This window comes from Paenibacillus sp. J22R98 (assembly GCF_059383835.1).
Map to the genome: position 1 here is coordinate 36,281 of NZ_JBXENW010000008.1, position 25,517 is coordinate 61,797.

The following is a 25,517-nucleotide window of genomic DNA, read 5'->3' on the forward strand; positions in this document are numbered from 1 at the left end:
GCTAACCTCCTGTAATAGAGAGTTTGGCTCTCTTAAAGCCGTGGCAATAGAATGACGACAGTCGTTCCTTCCCCGTATTCACTGCGGATGGATAAGCCGTAACGTTCTCCAAAATGAAGCCGAATCCGCCGATGAACGTTTAGCACCCCGATGCCGCGCTCGCTGCCCGGATCCACATCCTCCCGCAGTGCCTGCCGCAGCCATTCCAGCCTCTCTTCCGGAATGCCGACACCGTTGTCTCGCACATAAATCGCGACCGCTCGTTCCTCGACATGAACCGAGACGTCGAGCTCACCTTGCCTTCCTTCCAATGCATGCAGGCCGTGAAACACCGCGTTCTCTACGATCGGCTGCAGCACCAGCTTCATGACCGGCATCTGCGCGATCTCCGGCGGGGCCGTTCCGATCCGAAATTGGAAGCGGTTGCCGTAGCGGACGGATAAGATATGCAAATAGTCGCTGGCATAACGCAGTTCATCTACCAGAGGCGGCTGTTTGTTGTCGTCCAGGCTGTATTGAAGCAGCCGACACAGCACCTCCATCATCTCGTGCAGCTCCGGTTTGGGGCTGACGTCAATCATGATGTCGATCGTATTCAGCGTATTGTACAGAAAATGCGGATTGATCTGCGACAGCAGCACCTGCATGTCGGATTGGCGTTTTGCCTCCTCCGTTCGCTGGAGGCCGATGACAAGATCGGATATTTTGCCGGTCATCTGGTTAAACTGATTCGCCAGCTCACCTAACTCGTCCCGCTGCTTCACCTGCACCTTTGCTTCCAGGTCGCCTCTGGCAACCTTGCGAATTCCTTTGGTCAATGCGAGAATCGGCCTCGTAAACCACCAAGAAACCGTAATATATATACCCAGAAACCCGATTAGACCGAACAGCAGCAGCGACCAAGCGATCTGCCCGAGCGGCTTGAACCGGTTCTCCAGCTTATTGACGTCACCAACGACGATGACCTTCCATTTCAGGTTCGTATTCATATACGAGACGGAATGATAGACGCCGGCTTCCTTGAAATACTGCAGTGCCTGCGGCAGCGTCTCTACGTTCTTCTCCTCAACGAGCTTTCTTCTGCCCTGCGTTGACGGGCTTGCCCAGATGTAGTCGATCAATTGATTGTCGCTGCCATAGAGCAGCGTCTGCGTATCGTAGCTGCCGGCGAAGGCTGCGCTTCGATCCAGAAATGCAGATAAATCTACGAGAAAGGCCAGATAACCGGACGGATGGCCTTCTTCGTCGAAAACGGTCTTCGTCACTAGGCTTGTCGGGCCGTAAGCCCCCGTTCGGCCGATATCGGAGCGGATCGTATCCGACCATTCGAACACGCCTCGGCTCTCTTCCGCCTGCTTCCGCACAAGCTGTTCTTCCTTTTCCGAGAAATTGCCCCAGAAATTTTGCGGATACCCCGTAATGACGCCATCCTTGCGAATATAAACGATGCCTCGAACAAAGTCCGAGCGGATTTGCGCGGCTGTATGCATGGAGCTGCTCAGATTATCGCCAGAGCCGCCCTCCTGCTTGATCGTCTGTTCCATTTCCAGCATGTTATAGGTGATTTCGCTATTGTAGATAGAGATTAAGTGCGTGACCTGACTGGACATGCCGGCAAGTGCTTCGTTTTGCGTTTCCCGGAGGAACCCGAGCGTATAGTCCTTGGCGATCTGAACGACGAAAAACACGAACAACGTGCTTGGTATGAACAAGAGTAGAATCAATTTAGCGCGTGAACCAAGCGCGAAGCGAGGATTCAATCCAGATGCACCCTTCCATGGCGGCGTTATCCCGTAAATAGACAAGTATACTCACGAATGCACAGCTGCACATTCATGAGTATACCGAATACCAGTAGTTCCTTATTGTTTCTCTACGCCCAGCTGCGCGGCAGCATCGTCGATGAGCTTCTGTCCGCCTGCTTTCTTCCATTCTTCCACATAATTGTCCCAATCGTCAAAGGAACGTTTGCCGAGTACGAAGGAGATTTCATTCTTGTTCTGGAAATCCGTCAGCTTCTGGCTTGTCGGGCCGTCGAGCGTCAGATTCATATCAAAGTTCTTATAACGCGGCATGGCGATAACCTGCTGATTCCATTTGCTTCCGGTTACGCCAACCGGCTCGTCGTCATAGACTTGCCAGATCAGTGTGTAGCCGAAGAACTGCCAGTCTGCGAGCGATTGATATTCCGGCTTCACCTTCGAGATGTGCGAATCCTTGATGAAGAAGACGTTCGTACCATCATCATTCAGCTTTACGGTAGAGTCATCCGGGAAGATTTCCGGCCCGCCGCCTTGTGAAACGGCCCAGTAATTCTCGTTTGGATAAATCATCGTATCGAGCATATGGGCAAGACGCATCAATTTTCCTTGGTCATCCTGCAGCTTCTTGGAGAAAATGAACATGCCGCCCGGATTGCCGCCCGGTCCGTACATCCCGCCTTTACCGTCGCTTGATTTAAGCGGATTGAGCGGTTCCCACAGCGTAGCTGCGACTGCATCCTTCTTCTTCGCATCGTACTGCTCCTGCACGATATTCCAGCCCGGGTACCAGACGAGGCCGATCTGATCGTTCAAGCTGTAGGCTTTGAACGGCTCCCAGCCAATCGTATACCAGTCCGGCGCAAGCAGCTTGTTGTCGTACAACTTCTTCACAAACTGCAGGAACTGTTTGGTCGTACCATCCAGCATCGGATGATTGATCTTGCCGTCCTGCTCATTCCAGCTTGGATGGCCATACATCGTCTTCAGCGCATCCATCATGGACCACCCGTTGCCTGCACCCGCAGCGCCCATCAACCAGGTATCGGCTTTGCCGTTCTTGTTAGGATCCTTCTCGACGACTGCTTTCGCATAAGCGAACAGCTCGTCTTCATTCGTTGGCATGCTCATGCCAAATTCCTTCAACCAGTCCTGGCGGATAAAATAAGCCCAGTTGTCCGGGAACACGCTGTAACGCGGCACCCCAATCAGTTGGTCATCCTTCGTGGTGGCCCAGTTCTTGTATTCCTTCGTGACATATTCCATAGCCTGCGGCATGTATGGCAGTACTTCTTTGCCATCAAGCAGCTGGCCGGCATTATATAGCGATAAGGCGACATCCTTGTTCGGCATCATGACCATGTCCGGTTCGTCCCCGGAAGCAAAGCGCACGCTGACGGAATTCTTCAGATCATCCGCGTTCATGCTCGTGAATTTCAGCTTCACGTTGAACTGCTTCTCCAGAAATTCCTTCACCTTATCCTCAGGTACCGACTGGTTGAAGGAGCCGGATACCATAATATCCAGGTCGTAGGATTTGCTCATATCGTCGTAGGCATAGCTGGATTTATCCACTGCCGCCGGGACTTTCGGAAACGCATCCGGAAAATCAAGCTCTTTGAGCGGCGGCTCAGCCTTGCCGCTGCCCCCATTTCCGCTGCTATTATCCGTCGCGGTGTTATTGCTGCCTCCGTTATCCGCCGTCCCATTATTGGCAGCGCCGTTGTTTGTCGAGTTGTCGGAGCAGGCGTTCAGCATCGTAACGGAAGCCAATAGAACGGCTAATACGGAATAGGTCATTTTCTTTCTCATGGCTCGTGATCCCCTCTCTGAAACCAATGATATATGTGAAGAAGCGCCTCCGGATGGCTTCTCGACACCTCTTTTACACTTGCTTGGTATTTACCCTTTGACAGCACCCAAGTACATGCCTTTGACAAAATGCTTTTGCAGGAACGGGTAGACGCATAGAATCGGGACGAGGCCGATGACGACTGTTGCCATCTTGATCGTTTCTGTACTGACAGCTTGAGTAGACTTCAACATACCATTCATATTGTCGCCGCTGATAGAATCGACGGTCAGCATATTCTTGAGCACCATCTGCAGCGGATAGAGCGACTTATCATTCAAATAAAGCAACGCGTCAAACCAACTGTTCCAATGCGCTACGAGGTTAAACAACCCAATGGCAGCCAGCGCCGGTGCCGCAAGCGGAATCACGATACGCGTCAATGTGCTCCATTCTCCGGCTCCATCGATTTTAGCGGATTCGACGAGGCCATCCGGCAGGTTCTCGATGAAAATCTTGATGACCAGCAGACCGAAACTATCCACCATAAGCGGAAGCACCATCGACCAGAGCGAGTTGATGAGCCCCAGCTGCTTAATGACGAGATAAGTGGGAATCATGCCGCCATTGAGCAGAATGGTCGCCAGAATGAAGAAGAGGAACAGCTTCCTTCCGGGCAGCGTTCGCTGCGCCAAGACATATGCCCCAATCGTCGTCAGCGCCAATGAAAGCAGAGGTCCGACCGTACTGCGGAAGACGGAAATCAAGAACGAGTGCCATACAACGGAGGAAGCCATGATCCGCTTGTATGCTTCAAGCGTTGGCTCCTTTGGAATAATGACAAAATAATTGCGTTGAATCATCTCCGCTTTGGTCGTAAACGACATCCCAAGGACGTAGATTAGCGGGAAAATGGCGGTGATCGCCACGAGAATAACGATGATATGTATGATCGTTTGGTAAATCTTTTCGCTTCGCGATTTATAAATCATAGGTGGCCCTCCATTCTACCAGATGCCACGACCGGTGTATTTTTTGGCGATGAAGTTGCTCGATATAATGAAAACCATTCCTATAATGGATTGGAAGACGCCGACAGCTGTTCCGATACTGAATTGAAGCCGATTAAGTCCTTCACGATACACCCAAGTCTCAATGACATCTGCGGAATCGAGCACGGCCTTATTATAGAAGAGTAGAATTTGCTCGCCGCCTGCGAATAGAATATTTCCGAGACTGATACACAGCACAAAGGTGATGACAGGCAGAATGTTTGGCAACGTTATCGCCGTAATTCGCCTCATCGGTCCCGCGCCATCGATTGTGGCAGCCTCATACAGCTGCGGGTCGACGGTCGTCAGTGCTGCCAGGTAAATGATCGTACTCCAGCCGATTTCCTTCCATAGTGCGGATCCGAGCAGCAGCGGGCGAAACCACGTTTCCGATAGGAAAAACTCGAACCGGTTGTAACCCAGCCATGCCAGCACATTATTAACGAAACCAGACCCTGTGGAGAAGAACGCAAACACGATCCCGTAAACGATGACCCAAGAGAAAAAATGCGGAATATAGACTGCGCTTTGCAGCCATTTCTTCATTCTGCTCGACGCAAGATCATGGAACATGATCGCAAGGATAATAGGCGGGAAGAAGCCGACCACAATACGGAGCAGGCTGATCTCGATCGTATTCCGCAGCACGTTGACGATTTCGGGGTCCTCGAACATGATCCGAAAATTACCGAAGCCCACCCACTCGCTGTTGAACACACCTGTACCCAGCTGCAAGTCCTTAAAGGCTACGATCCATGCCAGCACAATCGGCCAATACCGAAAAATAACGTAATACGCGATGACGGGCAGAAACATCAGATACAGCACACGATGATCCGCGATCCGCTGCCAAAGGCCGCGTTTCGACGGTACCGCAGCCCGGCCGGGATGCAGCGCTGCGATCGACTTTAGGCCTGATTTTGCCACTTTTGCTTCCTCCTTCTTCCTTGCCGAAGCTTTGCCGGTTTGATAAACACAGTATAGCAAACGCTTTCATCTGAAAGGTACACTGTGAAACTGAAAAGGTGCACAAATACACTGAGTTCTCAACTGCGAGATTCTACTCCCACAAGGCGAAACGGCTGACGCCGTCCTTTGACGGCGTAGCGCGTTTCATTAACAAAAAGAGCAGCGGCTCCGTCAACTTGACGTCAGCTCCGCTGCTCCTTTAATCGTCCACTCGATTGGTTCGATCACAGTAAAAATGCGGGGATACACGATTCTGGCGATCAGAATGACGCCGGGTCGCTGCAACGTTACCTCGTAGTCATAGGTATCATTGCGATAGGTGTACGGAAACGTCCTGTCCCCGTTGATCACTTGAAAATCCACGACGTCCACCCGCTCCCGCAAATAAGCGCTGGGTAAGGGTTTCCCGCTCTCATCCAACTGCAAGTTGCGTTGCAAGTACAAACCGGCCGCCCTGCTCGCCGCTAGTTCATCAATGTGTAGTCGGCCTTCTGCCAATGCGCCTTCATCCACCTGCTGTGCCGCGGCATGCGCAGCTCGATTAACCGCGTGTTTACCCTGAAACAACGCTGTAATTGCAAGCTCTTCATCGGTTTGAAGCGCGTGCAGCAGCATCCATACGACCATCATCAGCATGACAAGCACCAACTTATACATACGGCAGCTTCCTCTCCCCGGGATGCTTACGGGACATATTCGCTCATCTTCATCCCGGTGGCTTGCAGCTTCGTATTCGCCGGTGGCGGTGCCAGCCCAATTAAACGGTCAATAGCCAGCAAGCCTTCGATGGGATAGCTCGCTGTCAGCGACAAGGCGGTTCCCCGAAGCAGCGGCTTAGTGGCATCGGTGGCTGAATCTCCGCTCCCTGAGCTGACTACGAACTGTACGGAGCCAGGGACGAGTCCATACTTAGCTAATCGAAGCCTCGAATCCTGCAGCATTGCGGCATCAATATATCCATGGTCGCCGTTTGCCCCAATTTCCAGCAAGTAATCTACCTCTTGCTGAAGAACAGCTTGGCGGACAATTAGAACATGTTTATAAATCGGAGAGAACATAAACCAGCAAATCATGCCGGACAGGAGGATAAACACAAGCAAACTCTTCAAGGGCTCATCCTCCGAATCCCATCGCTCATATGCCGGCCGGACTGCTCCAGTTGAGCCTTCGTTCCTTGCTCGCCGCCGGTTACACCATTGTATAGAATGACCGCAACGATGATTAGCAGCAGCGTCATCAATAACGATCGCATGCTACTGTGCCTCCTTATGGAATCGTAATCGTGTTGATTTTCGTATTCGCAGCATTTCCTTGCGTTTCGATTTGGTCCTTCGTTCCGGTCGTATCCTTAGCTACAATCGCATTAAACAACAGGACAACGACAACCAGCATCATGACAGTAATCAAGATATTCCGCATGCCCTCACCTCCTTCGTCACCTCAACCTGTTAATTGAGGGAGTTAAACAGCTTCTGTCCTTCTCGAACCCACGGGTATATAAAAATCTGAAAGGTGTACATGATCGGAAGTCCTGCTATAGCAAACAAGAAGTAGGATGTCGATTCCTTGCGACTGTCCTTCGCCAATTCCAGCTTCTCCTTGTAATCCTGAATTCGTTCTCGCAGCAGCTCATAATACTGTTCGCTCTCATGGAGCCGCAGGGAGTCGATCGTCTCTACGAAGCTCAGCCCCTCCTCGGTTCCAAGCCGCAGCTTTAGCCGCCTCAATGAGCCTTCCGCATCGTGATACCACTCGCCAAGCAGCATCTGAAGCTCGCTTCGCATCGTCCGTGTGTAAGGCAAGCAGCGCATCAGCTTCGTATGAATATGAAGCGAGGATCCTGCCAGATAGAGCAGTTGATTGCTGACGATATAAATCTCCTTCGTCATTCGTTCTGCTCTCGTTCTTCTAATGGCCTCTAGCCAAGGGACGTCCCAGAGAAGGAAAAGGATCACGATAGCAAGCAATAACGGCGCACTCACGCGCGGCAAAGCTTCCACTTCCACATAAGTGAAACCATACGCCACTGCCGACCAGAGCGGAACAAGCATGAAGAACAGTCTGCGAAGCAGCACATACAACGCCGCATCTCCTGAAAAACCGCATCCGGCGAGTAATCGTTCTCGCTCCTTAAACGAGCTGCTTTCACGGCTAATCCTCGTAAATGCAAGCCATTGATCGCTGACCGTCTTCTTCCGCCAATGCTGCAGCAATACATGCACATAACGCGGCTTCTTAAACGTCAGCAGCTTCAATAGCGAAGCAAAGAGCACGAATAATGCTGCATATTGGCCGCCAAGTGCTGCCCACATGACCGCCTTTGCAATAGAGTCACTCATAGTTAGCCATGAACCTCCTTACATTTTCTTGCGAGATAACCATAACCCCATAACGAAAGAACCGAATATCATCATTCCTGCGTTAAGCAATAAATCTCGCCCTGCGGGATCGACAATATAGTACTGGTAGGCATTCTCGGGATTGTAATGAAAGTTGATTCCGATAAACAGCAGGAGAAACAATATAGGCGAGAAGTTCGCGATACGGATCTCGAGCAGCTTATTGCGCTCCTGCTGATTAGCTCTGCGCGCCTTACGCATATCGGTAATCAAATCCTTTAAGTTGCCGGCGATCGGATGTCCCTCTGCCAGCCCCGCCCGGACTATATTCACAAAATAATCCGCCCAGACATGGCCGAGCGATGACGCAAAGATCCGCAAACTGGCTTCATCATCGCCCCGGACGGATACATTCCGATACAGCTGTTCAAACACCGCCTGCATCGGCCCAAGAAGCCGCTTCTCTTCAACCGTTCGCTGAAGCGCCGCTTTGATCTGCCTGCCACCGCTGACAAGGCAGCACTGATAGAACAGCTCTACGGCGGGCAGGAAATCGATACGAGTCTTCATTTGGCGATGCACAAGCATCGTCCGAAGCAGCATGTAAGGTGCCGTGACCATCACACCGCCCAGCATGAACGCGCCTTTCGCGCTCTCAAAAAATAACGCCCCAAAGGATGATCCTGTCAACAGAAGAAGCACGCTTGTGACGGCAAATGAGACCGGCCCCCAGCTTAACTGCAGGGACTCAAGCAGCTCGGCTAGATGGCGATAGGAACGGTCGAAGCGCTGCAGAAAACGTGAAATCCGTTCATGTGCACCACGATCACGTCGATAATTCAGCCTGCCGATAACCTGCTGTCGATGCAGCCATATTCCCATCATTCCTCGCACTGCAACATACACCGTGCCAAAAAGCGCTATGATGAATGAAAGAAGCCCCAGCTTAACGATCATTTGGGTTCAGCTCCCTCCATATTCGCGAAATCCGGCAGCCATGCTGCGCCCCAATGTTCTACAGACGCTGTCTTCAACCTTGCTTGCGCAGCTGCGGACGGCCCTTGCGGATATCGCCAATCACCCAATTCCTCATCAAAAACGGCCCAATCCCTAACAAACACTTCTCCATCCGCCCATCCCATCTCCGCCAGCCGCACTAACCGACGGCGTCCAGCCGCAATACGCATTTCAATGCCGATTTGGGTCACGTACTCAGCGATCCGCTTCGTCAGCCGCTCCGGGTTCATCCCCCGACCATCGAGCATACACATATCAGCAATTGCTTCGGGCACATCCTCCAGCATATTGGCATGCAGCGTCGTCATGCTGCCTGCATGTCCCCTCGTGCACGCTCGCACATAGATGTTGGCATCCTCATCTCGAATCTCAGCATGAATAATTCGTTGCGGCGACTGGCGCAGCGCCAGCTTGAACGCCTGCGTGGAGCGATGCATCGCATCCTCTTCATCCGCTTCATATTCGATCACGTTTTTCGTTGGGAAATCTCGCATCAGCATCAGCTCATGTCTGCCCTCAATTGTGACAATACGCTCCTCGTCCGGCAGTTCCCCAATCAGCGCCTTGATGAGATTGGTCTTACCGGAGTTCGTTGGCCCAATTACAACAATGTTGAATCTAGCTTCCAGAATCCCTACGAGCATCCGCCGAAGTCGCTCATTGATCGTTCCTAACTCCTCTCGCCCCAGCTGTTCCAGTTGAAATCGCCTAACCGTATAGAATCGCAATGTCAGTGTAGGCTGCGCCGTAAACCCATGGCCTGTCATCGTAACCCGTGTACCGTCGCGCAGCATCACTTCCGCCCATCGCTTGCGCGGATTAATACGATCGTTATTGTAGAGCACCAGGTTCTGTTGAATGCGCTCAACCTCGCGAAGTGAATCAAAGGCATACTGGGACGGCATACTTCGTCCGTCACGCACTTCAAATATCCTCTTGCCGACAACCTGAATCTCCTCCAGCCCATCCCGCTTCTGCAGCACCAGCTCCAGTACATTCATCCCAATCACTTCCGCGAACAGCGCCTCTGCAAGCGTCGCATACGGATGCCGGTAACCGGGCAATTCATGAATCCGCTGCCGGAGCAGACGATCCGCAATGACCGCGAGTATGCGCTCGCGATCATACGTATAACCAAGTACCGCTCGATTCAAGCTCTCGTTGTATTCACGCCGTTCTTCCTCTGTCTCACCGCGCGGCAGCGCCAAATAGGCGCGCACGTCTTCCGATAACCGGCTAAAGTCCCGCTGCGCATCATACTCTGTTACCGGAGCAGCAGCGTCTGCCACCGTTTCAACCGCCAGTAGCTTCGCCGAGAAAGCCGATGGCGAGAAGCGCCCCTCGCCTCTCATCAGGAGCTAACTCCGCCGCGATGGGTCAACAGCTTCTTATACCAAGGCTGAACCGTCATTCTTAATTGACGCTTCAAGCCATAATGCTCAATGAGTTTCCTTGATGGCTCCTTCATGACCGCTTTCCCTCTCTCGTCATGTAACAGCCACTCATCGAGTGTTCCGCTATCAAGCTGCGACAGCAGCGGTTCCGACAATGCCAGCTCCCCTAGAAACGTCACGCCTAGCTCTTTACAAATCTCCTTCACATGAAATCCTCCTTTGCCCCAGGGCTGATGTATGATTATGGCTTCATAACCGTGAGCAGCAATGCCGTACATGGCGGAAAGCTGCTTCATCCAGCGCTGTCCGTCCTCCTGAAAGTGAGACAACGCGCTTGTCGTTACGATAATCCGTTTATGCGCCTTACGAAGCGCGCACAGTGTTGCAGCATTATCCCAATAAGCACCGACATCTGCGATCACTACGCTAAATGTCTGTTCAGCGACGGTTAACAAATGCTCCATCTCTTCAATCGTGAAAAACTCCGCTTGATCCCGCATAATGTTGCCGAACAGCACGTGCAGATCCGGCACTCCTCGGCAGCGGTGCATGGAGCGAAGCAGTTTATCGGGTTGCAGCGAACCCGTAAGCAGCTCAGGCCGCAACGAATCCAATGTTGCGCCGGGTTTATCTACGCCAAGAAAACGATGTGCCTTGGCACTCTTAAGATTCAAGCAAAGATATCCAACGGACCTTCCGCTCTCCTCTGCGATTCGGCAGGCCGAAGCGAAAGCCGCAGTTGTCGTGCCGATATTCGGCGTCGTTCCGAGAAAGGTGATGATCGGATTGGCTACCGCGGCACTGGTACCAACACTGACACCTATGCCGATACCGCTAGCGGGAACAGCGCCGAAATCATTCATCGCGCCTCCTCCTTGGTTGCTGCAATATCAAGCGATTCGGACGAATAGGCAATAACCACTTTGCTGTTGCCGCCCTTACAGATCGAATCGAGCTTCAGCCACTGTGCCTCCGTCAAATTCAAATTGACGGAATCAATCATGCCGTTCGCATCACGTCTGGCGGCATACATGCCTTCTTTGTCCGAGTTAGCCAGCGACATCAGGTTCGAATTGCTCGTATCGTCGATTTCGAGATTGCCCGATGTTTTCACCGAGGCAACCGTCACCGATTCGGCAAACAACCTGGCAGATGCTACGGACTCTCCCGACAAATACAGCATCACTTTATCTCCGGCACGAATGCCATTCGAGACGGAAAGGACATAGTCGCGCGGGATTTGAAAAGTAGATTGCTCTCGACTTGGCAGCAGCCGGAATTTATCCACCTTCCAGCTAAGCAAAGGCTCGTTCGCGCCTAGCGGCACAATCACCTCCATGCCGTCCATCTCTTCTGCTCGCAAGAACATCTCCGGCACATAGGAGGCTTTCGCAATTTGCTTCACACCAAGCATTCCCGTTGTCAGCCGCTCACCGGCAGCAACGAACCGAACCGGAACGACAACGTCCACTGTCTCTTGAAACTTCACCTGTCGCAGCTGCAAAACGTACACTCCGTATACAAGCAAGCCTGATAGGAGGGCTGCCGAAGCGGTAACCCATACATGGCGCTTTCGATTCATGGCGATTCCTTTCTGCAGCTAAAATAGCGATAAACAAAAAAAGAACGCAAGCAGGGCATGGAGCCCAAGCTTGCGTTCTTCGCATAGCGGTTGCTAAATATCTGCTGCTATAATATTGAACTCATAATAACAGACCTGGCAAACACTGTCTAGCATAAATTGGCATTTTCTCATAAAATGTTATCTTTTAACCTCTTCATTCACGATCGAATCCTTGCTTACCTTGAGCGACTTGCGATACTCAATCAACCCGATCCGGCATCCCGGTCCAATGCTAATATTCGTTCCCCTTACAACATCGGCTGTCGTATGCTCCAAGTAAATATTCTCGCCTTCGATCAGCTCGCTGTTCAGTTCCATCGAATGCGGCTTAGTAAACCATTGCTTCATTCCGCCCCACTTGCTCTGCCGAACATTGATCCGCCCGCCGCCAATTTCTTTGGCATAACAAGGTCCCCATGGACGAATCTCGACCACGTTCGCGCTTAATAAGCCATGGATATGGAACCCGCCCCGAACATCAAAATATTCAGCCTCGCATTCCCCGTGAACAGCCATCTGGCCGCGAACCTTCATCGACTTGCTGCGAATGCTTCCCGTCGCATCCAACTCACCCAGCACATGCATCTGAGCGCCATATATATCGCCTCGAACGTTCGTTTCCCCAACCTGACGATAAAGTCCGACCTTCAAATCTCCTGATACGGTTAGGTTCCCCATGCTGTGGAGAGACTCGCTCTCAATAGAGCCAAGCACTTGGCCCTCACCTAATACACGGATACTTTCATAAGAACCGCCAGAGGTTGAGCCTGTTCCTGTAATGCGCACTTTTCTTCTTGTACCCGTCATCATCTGCAGCTTCACCTCGCCCTTACCCAAAAATCCGCGCTCGTGTGCGAACAACCGCGTCCGGATGCACGATGAGCTCCGATTCATACTCGACGCGATCAATCACACAGCCTGCACCGATCTTAACTAGACGGCCGCGTACAAGCGCTGCGGTAGTTTCGACCACATTGATTTCATCGCCTTCAATACGATCTGCACGCAGCTGCGTTTGCCAGTTTGTCGGCAGAATCGATTGCATCAGACGTTTAAGCGTGCCACTTTTCGTAATCATGACGCTGATTTGCTTGGCTCGAATCATATCCGCTCGCACCGGGCCATCCATGTAAATATTCAAACGGTCCGCATCCAGCACGCCATCCACGGTCATCGCACCTCTTACATCGCATCGCTGCGTCCTGCAATCGCCTTGAATTTTGATAAAACCATTCGCTTCATAAACCTCGCTAGCCAAATGACCGCGTACCGTAACCTGACCTTCAATCTTGGTTATGGCAGCTCTCAGCGAGCCTTCTACTGTTAACTTGCCAGCTGCTTCGAATCGTTCTTCTGCGCGAATGCTGCCTTTCACTTTTGCTAAACCACTCATCCGAAAGGAGTAACAATCCAAGTTTCCGTCTACCTTACTGACCCCTTCGAGCTCGACGCGGTGAAAGTCCCCTCCACCCGTTGTACCCATTCCTGAAATTGCAAAATCGGGCCGATTCATTGTCGTCATTCCTATGATCCCTCCATCGATTCAATATGTTACTTTCATTATGGAGTGAAACGACGCTGGCAAACAGCGGCGCAGGATGGAACATAAGCTACGTCCGAAGGCGGATATTAAGAATTCTTAAATAAGCAAAAAAAACAGAGCCATCTGGCCCTGCTGTCGTGTAGTGCTCTTTTGTTCAAAAATCGATTAGACCGACACTGATTTGAAGTGCCTCGTCTACCTTACGCATCGTCTCATCATCCAGGTGAGTGATTTTGTCGGTCAGACGCTGCTTATCAATCGTGCGGATTTGTTCCAGAAGCAGAACGGAATCACGGTCAAATCCATGCAATGCCGCATCAATCTCCACATGTGTCGGCAGCTTAGCCTTCTGGATCTGGGCTGTAATGGCTGCTACAATGACGGTTGGACTGAAACGATTGCCAATATCATTTTGAATAACCAGAACAGGACGAACGCCCCCCTGTTCAGAACCGACAACAGGTGACAAGTCCGCAAAAAACACATCGCCGCGTTTAACGATCAAGCTTTACACCCCGCTTACGAGTCGGCCGAGCGTATCGCCGGCATCTTCCTCCGCTTGAAAAGCTTCCGACGCCATCACTAGGTTGATTTTTGCCATTTCCAGATAGCCTCGCTGCATCGAATCGCGAATCTGTCGTTTCTTCCGCTCGATTAAATACAATTTCATAGCCTGACGAATGAATTCGCTTCGGTTCGAGTTTTCTTTGGCGACGATTCCGTCGACTTCCTCCAGCAAATGATCCGGTAAACTGATCATAATCCTTTTGGTGTTTTGCATATTGGCCACCGAACTCGCACCCCCAAAACATTTCCAGCAAAAAACAGTAACAGTATGTCATTGTTTGGTCCGTATTATACACCTTCATATGTATGCAGACCGTATATCAAGTATGCTGCATTGAAGATAAACGCTTTAGACCGACAACAAAGAACATCTTAACAACATTATTCGAGATAAGACGATAAAATCCTTTAAATCCATTGAAAATCCTTAGATGGTAATTCGTTCCTCATGCATGCCGCTTACAGCAGCGGATTCGACACAGCAACGACCTGCTGCCCTCGCAGATATACGCGCGGTACACGCGCTGCTACCATACATGTGATCTCATAATTGAGGGTCCCCAGCTTATCCGCAACTTCCTCTACGGAGATTACCTCGTCGCCTTGCCGACCCATGATCACGACTTCTTCGCCGACTTGAACCGGACCTTCAGAGGGATCAGCACCATCAAGCGCTATCATACATTGATCCATACAAATCGTACCGAGTACCGGTGCGCGCTGACCGCGCAGCAGCACTTCTGCCTTACCTGTCAGCATGCGACTAAAGCCATCCGCATAGCCGACCGGCAGTGTTCCGATTCTCTCCGTGCCCTTCGTCACATAGCGCGTACCATAGCTGATTCCCCAGCCTGCAGGCGCGTCCTTAACCATAACGATGGCCGTCTTGAACGTCATGACGGGTTCAAGCGCAATCCGTTGCTTATTCACGTCTGCCGATGGATAGAGACCGTACATGCTAATACCAAGGCGCAGCATGCCGCCGCCCATCTCCGGTGTATCTATTCCGGCTGCACTGTTAGCAGCATGGATGATCGGAATATGAAGATTTGCTGCTTTAAGCTGTTTGACGAACGTAGAGAAACGCTCATATTGCAGCTGCGTATAGCCTTTGTCCGCTTCATCCGCTCGCGCGTAATGGGTGAATAACCCTTCGACATCAATGCCTGGCTGCTCCATCGCGCGCGAAATAAACGTCAGTGCAGCATCACCTGCAAGCAGGCCCAATCGGCCCATGCCCGTATCGATTTTCATATGAACAGCGAGTTTCTTGCCGTTCGCCGGCAAGGCTGCCGCAGCTTCCAAAATTTCATCACTAAAAAGCGCAATAGCAATATCCGCATCCCGCGCAGCAGCTAAGCCTTGCGGCGGTACATAGCCAAGCACCAGAATGTTCGTCTTAATACCGGCCTGCCGGAGCTGAAGAGCTTCATCAAGAAACGCGACACCGAGAAAGTCAACGCCGCAGCGTTCGGCTTCCCGAGCCGTTTCGACGGCACCATGGCCGTAAGCATTCGCTTTCACAGATGCCATAAGCAGCATGCCTTCAGGCATTGCCTTCCGAAAAGACTGCAAATTATGAGAAAGCGCATCTAAAGATATCTCTGCCCGAGTGGGGCGATAATAAGCGTTCACATCCAACTTGCTCCACCTTCATTTCCAAAAAGTAAACGCCCGCCTTGGTAAGGGCAGGCGTTTATCTTATTAACCCGTAGCCTATATGTTAAACGTTTTGGCTTCCTGATGTCAATGAATTGGAGGGTCGAACAGGCCCGTTTCATGCTGGAAAATGTTTTTTGTACACACTATTTACTCATCTCGCCTTGTACGGATTGCGCGACTTTGATCATTTCATTTTGAGGTAAGTTGCCGGTCGTGATTCTGAATTCCGTGCCGTCGTAGGTCCATGTCAGCGTACGCTGTGCTTCGCTGTCGTCACCGGTGAGCGAGCCGTACGTAAAGCCCAGATCGATTAACTCACCTTTCATTGCAGACACAGCGACATCCTTAGGTTGTGTTTGAATCAATGTGTAATCGAAGCTCCCTGCATAACGAATAAGGATGCCCGCATTGCCGCCGAACACGATATCCTGCTGGTCTTTCTCCGATACACCATCAGGGAGATAGGACGGTTCCATGGCTGTAAATGCTTTATTGATCGGTCCGAGCGTGCCTTGCGAGCCATCATCGGACTCTTCACTGCTTGTTCCATTATTGTCCGGATTCGCTGTTGCATCGGAATCGACGGAATTATTCTCATTTGAATTCGTATTTGTATTCGCATTTGTATCTGCATTCACGTTCGTATTGCTTTGATCTGAATCCGGCTCAGCTGTCGTCGGTTTGTCGGCTGCTGTGCCCATATTGGTCTGCGTATCGAACACGCTCTTCTCCAGCTTAGAGCCGAACTCGAACGAGTCGAACTGGACGGACACCATTACGGCTGCATTGGCATCGCTGACTTCCACTTTGCTAGGGGCATAATCGGATTTGTTCAGCCAAATTTTCTGCCTAGCAAGCGATCCGTTCTGATAATTAGCCATTACATCAAATACATAAGCATCGTTATCGACTGCGAATTGGCGCGAGTTGTCGAGCAGAATGCTTTGAACCAGCGTTTGATACAGGTACACTTGTCCTTGGTTGGCCGGCCAATCGCTTTGGAAGCGGAACACTTTATTCAGGCGCGGCGTCAAGACAAATACGCCCTCATCGTTGCGCAACACGATTTGCGTGATGTCCTTCTTCGCGTTCGTCAAAGCGATACGATAGTACTGCGGCTTCTGATAAGAGACATCCACCTGATACTCCAGCGGCTGCTGGCCCGTGTACAGCGTCATCGTGCCTTTGCCGTGATAGCTGCCCAAGTTAGTTAGTGTTTTGTCCAATTCCTTGACAACCGATTCCGCGTCCTTAGTCCCGCAGCCTGCGAGCACCGCCGTAAGGCAAAGCAAAATAGCTGCGATTAAACTGAATCGACGACGCATGAGATCCACCCCTCATCACAAATTTTAAACGTATCCGGAGTTGCACATTGACGAAAGCCGTTTACGCTTGACTTGTACTATGTCTATGAGAGGACTTGGACAATTATGCAGACTAGCATGACAAGCTTATGGATCGATATCGATATAAAAAAGAAGAGCCCAGTCAGGCTCTCCTTCGATGTGTACCAATAGGATATATACCACTAACTTACAATCGGTTTTCCAGATTATTGATAACTTGCAGCCAGGCCTTATAGTCTTCTGATTCTTCCCAAAGTTCCTTTAGCTCCGAATCCTTTTTGATCTTCTTAACAGCTTTCTTGGCCAGCGGTAATAAGCTTTTCCCTTGTCCTTGATGCTGTTCAATCCATTCTTTAAGCCCTTCAACATAACTTGATTCCTTCTCCGGTTCCTCACCGGGTCTTCCTTGAAGTGCAGCCAGTATTTCAATGGCTCCGAGTGCATGAGAAGCTAAATCCACTTCTACATAATCTTCTTCCATAACTGAATCAAGAGTTTCTGTAATCATTTCCAGACCTTCCGATTCAAGAAGCTCCGCTTTCCAATCCAATACATCGTCATTTTCGAATATTCCGGTTCCCCATGCTCCCATGTAGACACACTCCATTTTGAATTTTCGCATAGTATCGAGACTAAATCTGAAGTATTCGAGAGTGGGATAAAACAATCCTGCCAGTTAAAGACCGCCATCCAACTTATTACATTAATAGTAGCAAGGTCTAATTTTACAATTTCTTCAAGTTTTTATCATATTACCTTAATCCTTCTCCTCTATGCTGATCAGAGATATAGCAAAGCCAGCATGTATAATAGAGGAGAGATGAGAATGAAAGCTGTTACAAAGAAATGGGTTGCCGTTGCGGGCGCTGCTTGCATCGCTATCGGCAGTACGCAAATCGTACAAGCAGCCGATACAGCACTTAAAGCCCTGGCAGTCCAGATCAAGCTGTTTACAGGCGATACCGAAGTGAAGCTGGATAAAGATGCGGTAACGATCAATGGCAGCTTATACGTGCCGGTGAGAGCGATGGGCGAGGCACTTGGACAAGAAGTGGCTTGGGACAGCACCAGCAAGAAAGTAACTTTGCGCGCGTATCCTTACGTTGCCGGCAAGTACACATGGACGAACCCTCCGATCCTTGGACTCGGTTTGAAGGAAGGCGGTTTCTCCGGTCTGGCCCATTTGCCGGGCGATCCGGACAATGTCTTCTATACACTCGCTGACCGTGGACCTAACGGCCAAATTACAATCGATAAGACGGTTAACCGCACATTCCCGGTGCAGGATTATGTGCCTCGTTTCTATAAAATCAAGCTTGAGGGCAGCTCCGTGAACATCCTTGAGACGAACAAGCTTCTGCTCCCTGAAGGTACAAAAGGCGTCGTTTCGGGCAGCCGTTTCACAACCGGCCTAAGCAACATCGCCTCCGATGAGAAATCATACGACAATACGGGTAAAACTTTGCTGCCGCTTGATCCGGATGGACTCGATCTCGAAGGCATCGCCTATAACCCAACGGATGACACGTTCTGGATGTCCGACGAATACCGCCCTTCACTCATTCAATTGAAACGTGACGGCACCATTATCAGCCGCTATGTTCCGGTGGGCGATAAAGCGAAGCTCGCGAATGCACAAATTCCGGTCATCGAATCGATCCCTGCCGTTTATGCGAAACGGATCGTCAACCGCGGTTTCGAAGGCGTTACGATCAGCCCGGATGGCAAATTCCTCTATGCTTCCATTCAAAGCCCGATGGCTGTGCCGGATAAAGCGACAGGCGAAGCCTCACGCAATCTGCGCATTTTGAAAATGGATCTGGCCACGAAGAAGCTTGTAGGCGAATATGTATATGTTGCCGAGGATGCAAAGTCATTCGTAAACGTTTCGCAGAAAGACGTTGTCATCTCCGATCTTCAAGCATTATCCGACGATGTCCTGCTCGTTGATGAGCGCGATAAGAATGAAGGCGCGGCAGCGCAAATCAAACGCGTTTACCGCATTGACCTGGCGAAAGCCACGAACATCCTTAACAACGCCGCTGTTAGCGGAAACGTTGAAGGTACGTCGGATTGGAAAGCACTGAGCGTGACAACTGCACCGAAAGAGCTGATTGTGGATCTAACGAAGCTCGATTATCCGTTCGAGAAATTCGAAGGTTTGACCGTGCTGAACAAGAACACGCTGGTTATCGCTAATGATAACGACTTCGGCGTTGGTGAGTACGATGCTAACGGCGTCCTCAAACTAACGGACAAGCAAACTCAAGTGTGGGTAATTAAAGTAAAAGAGATGTGGTAATACGTATGAAGGGCTGTCCCGGTCAACTTCGATGACTAGGGCAGCCTTTCTTTTCGTTATCGAAGGAAATGCCGTGCACGATGTGGTGAAATTTGATTGGTCGGCAGCTGAGAGTCGGTTTTTCCTACTCTCAAGATAAAAACGAGCACAAACGAAAAGAAGCCTCCGCTTGGAGGCTTCTTTTCGCTGCTGCATTAGTTAGCGCCTGATTCAACTGGCGCGGACTCTGGCAAATGCGAGACCACGACTTGATAGATCGTCACTTTGTTGCCTACGATCGGACCTGCTGCAGCTTCGGCAGCAGGCTGGCCGTGTCCATGCCCTTGACCGTGAGGAGAACCTTGCGCTCCTTCGCGGCGTGTATGTGCATGACGGAAAGAATCGCTGTTAGCCCAGGCTTGGAAGTCTTCTTCCTTCTCCCATGTTGTGCAAACGCGGATCTCTTCCGTTTCTTCGGAAACGACTGCATGCAGAACATCCATCCGGACAAATCCAGGGAATGTATGTACGCTCTTAGGTGTCTTGAAGCGTTCCAATACCGCCTCTGATAAGCCGGCACGAACCTCAATCCGATTTTCCACTACGATCATCGTTTTACTCCCTTTCTCATCGATATTCAAGAGTGATTTCAAATAAGAGACAACCTCTTTCGCTTGCTCGCCGCCGATCATGGCATGCTGCAGCAGCGTAATGCCGTGCGGTCCACGCGCATGAATCGATTCCGGATACCGGGTAAGCGTCGATTTGATCACTTCTAGTTCACCAAGCATAGCTGCGGCAAATAAATCGATCCGTGCACCTTTGGACAACAGCCACTCTGCAATGTCACGGCGTCCAACATGAGATGCCGCTCCGAGTGCGCTCTCCCAATCATCGCCGCCCCAGTTCATGGAGGCGTGCAACAAAGCAGGTTCTTGCGCAAGCAGGGTTTGGACCTTATTCAAATCCGCGTGTGCTGCGCCTACGTATTCTCGTACCAATTCGGTGCTTAATGCTGCTTTAGCCAATCGAATCTCCTCCTCATTATAACTCATATTTATGCTGTCGCTTCATGAGGCTGTTTGTTTACAATACCGCTTGGCAAATAAACCGGAACACCATCATCGTTGTAAACCTTGGCTTCGATGCCGAACACCTCGCGGAAGAACTCCACGCGGAATACTTCTCCCGGCGTCCCTTGCTTGACGATCGCCCCGTTCTTCATCGCCACAATTCGGTCGCAGAAGCGAGCAGCTTGATTCAAATCATGCAGGACCATCACGACTGTAATGCCTTGATCCTGGTTCAAGCTGCGGATCAGCTCCATCAATTCCAATTGATGCGCAATATCCAAATAGGTCGTCGGTTCATCTAGCAGCAGAATCCGCGGCGTCTGTGCCATACACATGGCAAGCCATGCACGCTGCCGTTCTCCGCCAGACAATTCCAACAGGGAACGATGCTGCAGCCTCGTCATGCTGGTAACCTGCAAAGCCCAATCCACTACTTCTTCGTGCTCGCCCCTGCATTCCTCATACCATTTCAGATGCGGATTACGTCCTCGGCGCACCAGGTCACGTACCGTTATGTCTAGGGCACCTTCCTGGGTTTGCGCAAGCATTGTCATCGTTCTCGCAACGGATTTGTTATCCATCCCTGCGAGCTCTCGCCCTTCTAGCTCAATCTTACCTGATTGAGGCGTCGCAAGTCTTGCCAACATCCGCAGAACGGTCGATTTCCCCGAGCCGTTAGGACCGACGATGCCGAGCCATTCGCCGGCGGCAACCTTAAGATTGAAGCCGTTTACGATCGGAGCAGAGCGCTCATAGCCATACTTCAATTGATCGGCAGTTATTGCAGGATTCATCGTTTGACCCCTTTCCTAAGCAAATAGAGGAAGAAAGGTGCACCGAGAAGCGCAAGTAAAATACCTACTGGGAATTCGATCGGATCAAACCAGCTGCGCGCAGCCGTATCCGCGGCCATGACTAACGTTCCCCCGCCAATTGCTGAAATAGGCAGTAAGATTCGATAATCATTACCGACTAACAGCCGTACGATATGCGGAACAACAAGGCCGACGAAGCCGACCATCCCCACGATGCTGATCGAAGCACCCGCCAGGAACGTAGACAGCAAAATAATAAGCATTCGTCCGATTTCAACTCGACTTCCGAGCAGTTTAGCGGCATCGTCACCAAGGACGAGCAGGTTAGCCGTTTTAATCAAGAAGATCGAAGCGATGATGCCAATAACGGCATACGGCAGCAACGTTTGAAAATGCGGCCAGCTTCTTCCGTTCAAGCTGCCTGACATCCAAGGCAGAACGGATTGAACCTTCTCACTGTTCAAAATCATCAGCGCCGTCATCGCTGCGCCTAGCAGCGAGTTTACCGCAACGCCCGCCAGAATCAGCCGTATGGGCGAAGCGCCGCCTTTCCACGAAAGAGCATACACAACTGCTGCCGCTGTCAATGCGCCAAGGAAAGCCGCGATGGGTAAATAAGCGATTTTCTCGGGGAACAAAATCATAATAACGACAGCCGCAAGTCCGCCGCCGGAGGAAACACCGATAATTCCGGGATCAGCCAGCGGATTGCGGAAGACACCTTGCAGGAAGGTGCCGGAGATCGCGAGGCAGATTCCTGCAAGCATGCCGGTCAGTACACGCGGAAGCCTGAGATTCCATACAATTTGCCTCGACTCCGAGTCGGAGGCGTGAAGCAATGAGCTCCACACCTCGCGCGCCGGAATCGGAATTGAGCCTGACATCAAGCCATACAACCCTGCAAGCAGCAGCAGGACAAGACTAATAATTAGTACACTGCCTCTGCGAATACTTCTCGAGGTCCGCACCTCTTGCGCTCTTTGTCCGGTTACGATTGTAGCCATCGGATTAGTCCACCGTCAAAAGCAATTTGTTGATTGTTTCGATCGCTTGCGGTGCTCTGATACCTGGGTTTGCAGCGAACAGATCGGAAGGCAGCACTTCGAACTTGTCATTCTTCACGGCAGGCAGGCTCTTCCAAGCCGCGTTTGTTTCGAATTCTTTCTTGAAGCTCGCTTTTACGTCTGCTGCATCACCATGCGTAATGAATAGAATAATGTCCGGGTTCGCAGCAACGATCCGCTCAAGGCTAAGCTCCGCATATTGCGGCATGCCGTCCATTCCTTTGAACGAAGAAGCTACGTTCTTACCGCCTGCAAGCTCCAAGAAATTGCCAGGGTAGCTGGTAGGAAGCGCAATAACGAAACTGCCCGGTGCGCCGTAAACGATCAACGTTTTCGGTTTTGCAGCCGTTTTTTTCAAACCTGCAACATCGCTGTTCATCTTAGCGATCAGCTGTGCTGCTTTCGAATCTTGACCAAGAATGCGTCCGTAAAGTTTGATCGAAGCTTGAATTTCCGTAAAGGAGTTGTGCGAGTTGAACATCACTTGTGCGCCGAGTTTCTCGATTGTCGCTTGTTGTGTTTTAAGCGCAGGGCTTGCAATAACGAGATCCGGTTTCAATGTAGCCAGTTTCTCGAAATCAATACCGTGCGAGCTTCCTACTTCCGGAACAGACTGCGCTTCGGAAGGGAATACTTTGCCAATAGCAGTGGAGCGGCCGACAACCTTGCTGCCGAGTGAATAGATAATTTCTGTATCGGAGGAAGAAAGCGTTACGATGCGGCTCGGTTTCTTCTTCAATGTAAACGGGCCGGTGCTAGTCGTCACTGTCAAGGTGCTGTTGATTGCAACGGAATTGAGGTTCTTATTGTAAGTCACCCATTTGCCAAATGCCTCGGAGATCAAACGAAGCGGTACATACGTTTTGCCGCCAGAAATGAGCGGTGCAGATTCCAATGCTTTGTAATCACCGTTTATGTATGCGGAAGTAGAACCAACGTTTAGTTTAACCGTAACGCCGCCTTGTACAGCCGAGACAGCCTTATTCTTCGCATCCCAAGTTGCACGACCGCCAAGCGCTTGAACGAGGCTGCTGTATGGAACGAGCGTTCTGCCGTTGATCACTTTAGGTGCGGCATCCAGCGAAACCGATTTGCCATCGAGCGTTACACCGATAGACGAACTTGCTGCTTGCGCAGCTTGACCTGACCCTGCTGCTAACGGAGCAAGAAGCACCGATGCCGCTAATACGGAACGTGTTAAAACTTTGGAAAACACATGACCACTCTCCCTGATAATGATAATTACTCTCAATCAATATTGACAATAATAATCGATAATGATTCTCATTGTCAATGATAATTTTGATTATAATAGTAGATCTCGCAGCTTGTGATTTCTCTTCTACTAAATGGCTTATTTTCATAGATCCGGTACAGACTTTTCTGCTAATCTATTCAGACTAAAACCGCTGTTCATCTTTGAACAAGCTTAATTATTCAGTTGGACTTCGCCTCGCACTTTCCTAGCATTTGATCGAGAAATGAACCTGTTTTCGCCCAATTCCATACAGAAATCAAATAGTTTTTACCCATTTGTTTTAACACTTTCCCTGTATCTTTAGTATCAAAGATAAACCTAATCCTATCAAACAGGAGTGAAACATGTGAAATTGTCCATACGCGTCAAACTGATGTCCAGCTTTCTTGCCATCCTTGCACTGCTGACCGGGATCGGGGTACTTGCTATTGTACAAATGGGATCGCTTCAAAAATCCAGTTCCATCGTTCAAACCAATTGGTTGCCGAGTCTAAATAATATTGGGGTCATTAAAGATGACTTCATGGAAGCACGCGTTAATGTTAATAAAATCAACCTGGAAAGCAATCCGACCCAAATCGCAACTATTGAACAAACTATCAATGATAGTATGGCTAAAGCCATGAAAGAGCTTGCCGATTATGAGCATCTCCTTATTTCACCGGAGGAAACTGAAATATTCAACTCGCTACGCGCTAACATGCAAGCTTATGCCGACAAGCTGCCGGCTATTATACAAGCCAGAAAAGACAATAATCCTGAGAAGGGATATGAGCTGGTCAATGAATTGACTCCGCAGCGCAAGAAGGTAACAGCCGACTTCGAGCGCTGGATTGTGTTTAATAATGAAGGCGTTAAAGCGGAAGTAGATAGCGCGGCACATACGAATGCAGTCAGTAAATCGCTCATTATCGGATTCGGTATCTTTGCAGTAGCGGTAGGCATCGGGCTTGCCCTTCTTATCTCCGAGTCCATGGTCAAATCGATCCGCTCCATTCTGAATGTGGCGACCAAAGCGGCTAAAGGCGATTTGCGCGATCAAGCTGTCGCTAAGAGCAAGGACGAGCTCGGCACGCTTGCGCTGGCGTTTAACGATATGATGGATAATTTACGCCAGCTTATCAGCCATACCGTATCCTCCGCTCAGAGCGTTGCGGCGGCTTCCGAAGAAATCTCCGCTACGACGGAAGAGATTGCTAAGGGAAGCACCGAGCAGGCGGAATCGGCCCAAGTGATTAGCGAGCTTGTACGTGAAATGTCGATCGCCGTTAACGATGTCGCGAACAAAGCATCAGTCGTGGCCGAGCTGTCCGACAAAACAAAACGCGGTGCTGAGGACGGCAGCGATACGGTTAGTGCATCCGTGCAGAGTATGGAAAATCTATCGGCTCAGATGCAATTGCTAGAAAAAGATTCACAGAAGATTGGTCAAATTATTGAGGTTATCGACGAAATCTCCGAGCAAACCAACTTGCTTGCCCTTAATGCTGCCATTGAAGCGGCACGCGCCGGAGATCAAGGACGAGGGTTTGCCGTTGTTGCCGATGAGGTTCGCAAACTGGCAGAGCGCAGCAGCGAAGCTACGCAGCAAATTGCCGAAATCATTAAAGGCATGCAGCATAATACGGATCAAAGCCTAAGAGCGATGGAGCATGCGACGTTGCAAACATCCAAAACCGGACAAACCTTCGAAAGCATCGTACGCATGGTTAGCGAGACTGCCGACCAAGTAACAGAAATTGCGGCAGCCAGCGAAGAGCAAGCTGCACAATCCGAAGAGGTCATGCGCGCGGTTGAAACGATCGCAGCAGCTAGCGAAGAATCCGCTGCGGCAGCCGAAGAAACAGCAAGCTCCTCGCAGACGCTCGCACATCTGTCGGAAGAGCTCAACAAGAACATCAATTTCTTTAAAGTATAAGCAAAATATAAAGCGGGACTTTCAAGGGATTATTCAAGCCCTT

Annotated in this window: 26 protein-coding genes and 1 pseudogene; 2 read left to right on the forward strand and 25 right to left on the reverse strand. The window is 50.5% G+C overall.

Annotated features, from left to right (window positions below; translation table 11 throughout):
• Positions 1–32: 32 nt before the first annotated feature.
• The 20 genes from AC50Y3_RS21360 to AC50Y3_RS21455 form a co-directional block, all read right to left on the reverse strand.
• On the reverse strand, positions 33–1,760 hold the full coding sequence (locus tag AC50Y3_RS21360; protein ID WP_494820748.1) for a sensor histidine kinase: 1,728 nt from the start codon (positions 1,758–1,760) through the stop codon (positions 33–35).
• Positions 1,761–1,862: 102 nt separating this feature from the next.
• Positions 1,863–3,572 (reverse strand): extracellular solute-binding protein, encoded by a 1,710-nt coding sequence (locus tag AC50Y3_RS21365; protein WP_494820749.1) that lies wholly within the window; start codon positions 3,570–3,572, stop codon positions 1,863–1,865.
• Between the two features lie 90 nt (positions 3,573–3,662).
• Positions 3,663–4,544, reverse strand: a complete 882-nt coding sequence (locus AC50Y3_RS21370; RefSeq protein ID WP_494820750.1) for a carbohydrate ABC transporter permease — start codon at positions 4,542–4,544, stop codon at positions 3,663–3,665.
• Positions 4,545–4,559: 15 nt separating this feature from the next.
• Positions 4,560–5,531 carry an ABC transporter permease gene (locus tag AC50Y3_RS21375; protein WP_494820751.1) on the reverse strand — a complete coding sequence of 324 codons (972 nt, stop codon included), beginning with the start codon at positions 5,529–5,531 and terminating at the stop codon, positions 4,560–4,562.
• Between the two features lie 213 nt (positions 5,532–5,744).
• On the reverse strand, positions 5,745–6,230 hold the full coding sequence (locus tag AC50Y3_RS21380) for a hypothetical protein (RefSeq protein ID WP_494820752.1): 486 nt from the start codon (positions 6,228–6,230) through the stop codon (positions 5,745–5,747).
• A 26-nt stretch (positions 6,231–6,256) separates the two neighbouring features.
• Positions 6,257–6,682 carry a hypothetical protein gene (locus tag AC50Y3_RS21385; RefSeq protein ID WP_494820753.1) on the reverse strand — a complete coding sequence of 142 codons (426 nt, stop codon included), beginning with the start codon at positions 6,680–6,682 and terminating at the stop codon, positions 6,257–6,259.
• A complete protein-coding gene (locus AC50Y3_RS21390) occupies positions 6,679–6,825 on the reverse strand; it encodes a hypothetical protein (RefSeq protein ID WP_494820754.1) in 147 nt (48 codons plus the stop codon). The genes AC50Y3_RS21385 and AC50Y3_RS21390 overlap by 4 nt, the downstream gene beginning before the upstream one ends.
• Before the next feature lie 14 nt (positions 6,826–6,839).
• The gene (locus AC50Y3_RS21395) at positions 6,840–6,992 is read right to left on the reverse strand and encodes a hypothetical protein (RefSeq protein ID WP_177246046.1); all 153 of its coding nucleotides are present in this window, start codon (positions 6,990–6,992) and stop codon (positions 6,840–6,842) included.
• A 29-nt stretch (positions 6,993–7,021) separates the two neighbouring features.
• Positions 7,022–7,912 (reverse strand): hypothetical protein, encoded by an 891-nt coding sequence (locus AC50Y3_RS21400; RefSeq protein ID WP_494820755.1) that lies wholly within the window; start codon positions 7,910–7,912, stop codon positions 7,022–7,024.
• 18 nt (positions 7,913–7,930) lie between these two features.
• Complete coding sequence (locus AC50Y3_RS21405; RefSeq protein WP_494820756.1) at positions 7,931–8,869, reverse strand: type II secretion system F family protein; 939 nt, start codon at positions 8,867–8,869, stop codon at positions 7,931–7,933.
• Positions 8,866–10,281: an ATPase, T2SS/T4P/T4SS family gene (locus tag AC50Y3_RS21410; RefSeq protein ID WP_494820757.1), complete on the reverse strand. Its 1,416-nt coding sequence runs from the start codon at positions 10,279–10,281 to the stop codon at positions 8,866–8,868. The genes AC50Y3_RS21405 and AC50Y3_RS21410 overlap by 4 nt, the downstream gene beginning before the upstream one ends.
• Positions 10,281–11,186 carry a CpaE/TadZ family protein gene (locus AC50Y3_RS21415; RefSeq protein ID WP_494820758.1) on the reverse strand — a complete coding sequence of 302 codons (906 nt, stop codon included), beginning with the start codon at positions 11,184–11,186 and terminating at the stop codon, positions 10,281–10,283. Before AC50Y3_RS21415 ends, AC50Y3_RS21410 begins: the two co-directional genes overlap by 1 nt.
• Complete coding sequence (locus AC50Y3_RS21420) at positions 11,183–11,905, reverse strand: SAF domain-containing protein (protein ID WP_494820759.1); 723 nt, start codon at positions 11,903–11,905, stop codon at positions 11,183–11,185. The genes AC50Y3_RS21415 and AC50Y3_RS21420 overlap by 4 nt, the downstream gene beginning before the upstream one ends.
• A gap of 180 nt (positions 11,906–12,085) precedes the next feature.
• Entirely contained in the window at positions 12,086–12,784 is a 699-nt protein-coding gene (locus AC50Y3_RS21425) for a hypothetical protein (protein ID WP_494820760.1), read from the reverse strand.
• Positions 12,777–13,469: a hypothetical protein gene (locus AC50Y3_RS21430; protein WP_494820761.1), complete on the reverse strand. Its 693-nt coding sequence runs from the start codon at positions 13,467–13,469 to the stop codon at positions 12,777–12,779. The genes AC50Y3_RS21425 and AC50Y3_RS21430 overlap by 8 nt, the downstream gene beginning before the upstream one ends.
• 175 nt (positions 13,470–13,644) lie before the next feature.
• On the reverse strand, positions 13,645–13,995 hold the full coding sequence (locus tag AC50Y3_RS21435) for a type II toxin-antitoxin system PemK/MazF family toxin (RefSeq protein ID WP_090581240.1): 351 nt from the start codon (positions 13,993–13,995) through the stop codon (positions 13,645–13,647).
• A gap of 3 nt (positions 13,996–13,998) precedes the next feature.
• On the reverse strand, positions 13,999–14,280 hold the full coding sequence (locus AC50Y3_RS21440) for a CopG family ribbon-helix-helix protein (protein WP_090581236.1): 282 nt from the start codon (positions 14,278–14,280) through the stop codon (positions 13,999–14,001).
• Positions 14,281–14,516: 236 nt separating this feature from the next.
• Positions 14,517–15,692: an alanine racemase gene (gene alr / locus AC50Y3_RS21445; protein WP_494820980.1), complete on the reverse strand. Its 1,176-nt coding sequence runs from the start codon at positions 15,690–15,692 to the stop codon at positions 14,517–14,519.
• A 170-nt stretch (positions 15,693–15,862) separates the two neighbouring features.
• On the reverse strand, positions 15,863–17,044 hold the full coding sequence (locus AC50Y3_RS21450) for an outer membrane lipoprotein-sorting protein (protein WP_494820762.1): 1,182 nt from the start codon (positions 17,042–17,044) through the stop codon (positions 15,863–15,865).
• Positions 17,045–17,252: 208 nt separating this feature from the next.
• Positions 17,253–17,657 (reverse strand): DUF4259 domain-containing protein, encoded by a 405-nt coding sequence (locus AC50Y3_RS21455; RefSeq protein ID WP_494820763.1) that lies wholly within the window; start codon positions 17,655–17,657, stop codon positions 17,253–17,255.
• 234 nt (positions 17,658–17,891) lie between these two features.
• On the opposite strand from AC50Y3_RS21455, the gene AC50Y3_RS21460 reads away from it, so the two are divergent.
• The gene (locus AC50Y3_RS21460; RefSeq protein WP_494820764.1) at positions 17,892–19,367 is read left to right on the forward strand and encodes an esterase-like activity of phytase family protein; all 1,476 of its coding nucleotides are present in this window, start codon (positions 17,892–17,894) and stop codon (positions 19,365–19,367) included.
• Between the two features lie 194 nt (positions 19,368–19,561).
• On the opposite strand, the gene AC50Y3_RS21465 is transcribed toward AC50Y3_RS21460, so the two are convergent.
• The 5 genes and pseudogenes from AC50Y3_RS21465 to AC50Y3_RS21485 all read right to left on the reverse strand — a co-directional run bounded on the left by AC50Y3_RS21465 (position 19,562) and on the right by AC50Y3_RS21485 (position 23,514).
• Positions 19,562–19,957 (reverse strand): antibiotic biosynthesis monooxygenase, encoded by a 396-nt coding sequence (locus AC50Y3_RS21465; RefSeq protein WP_494820981.1) that lies wholly within the window; start codon positions 19,955–19,957, stop codon positions 19,562–19,564.
• A 30-nt stretch (positions 19,958–19,987) separates the two neighbouring features.
• Positions 19,988–20,401 (reverse strand): annotated as a pseudogene (locus AC50Y3_RS21470) (ankyrin repeat domain-containing protein); the annotation flags it as partial.
• Positions 20,402–20,403: 2 nt separating this feature from the next.
• Positions 20,404–21,213 carry an ABC transporter ATP-binding protein gene (locus tag AC50Y3_RS21475; RefSeq protein ID WP_494820765.1) on the reverse strand — a complete coding sequence of 270 codons (810 nt, stop codon included), beginning with the start codon at positions 21,211–21,213 and terminating at the stop codon, positions 20,404–20,406.
• Positions 21,210–22,238 carry a FecCD family ABC transporter permease gene (locus tag AC50Y3_RS21480; protein ID WP_494820766.1) on the reverse strand — a complete coding sequence of 343 codons (1,029 nt, stop codon included), beginning with the start codon at positions 22,236–22,238 and terminating at the stop codon, positions 21,210–21,212. Before AC50Y3_RS21480 ends, AC50Y3_RS21475 begins: the two co-directional genes overlap by 4 nt.
• A gap of 4 nt (positions 22,239–22,242) precedes the next feature.
• Complete coding sequence (locus AC50Y3_RS21485) at positions 22,243–23,514, reverse strand: ABC transporter substrate-binding protein (protein ID WP_494820767.1); 1,272 nt, start codon at positions 23,512–23,514, stop codon at positions 22,243–22,245.
• Between the two features lie 388 nt (positions 23,515–23,902).
• Here AC50Y3_RS21485 and AC50Y3_RS21490 point away from each other — a divergent pair, with 388 nt between their 5' ends.
• The gene (locus AC50Y3_RS21490) at positions 23,903–25,474 is read left to right on the forward strand and encodes a methyl-accepting chemotaxis protein (protein WP_494820768.1); all 1,572 of its coding nucleotides are present in this window, start codon (positions 23,903–23,905) and stop codon (positions 25,472–25,474) included.
• Positions 25,475–25,517 lie beyond the last annotated feature (43 nt).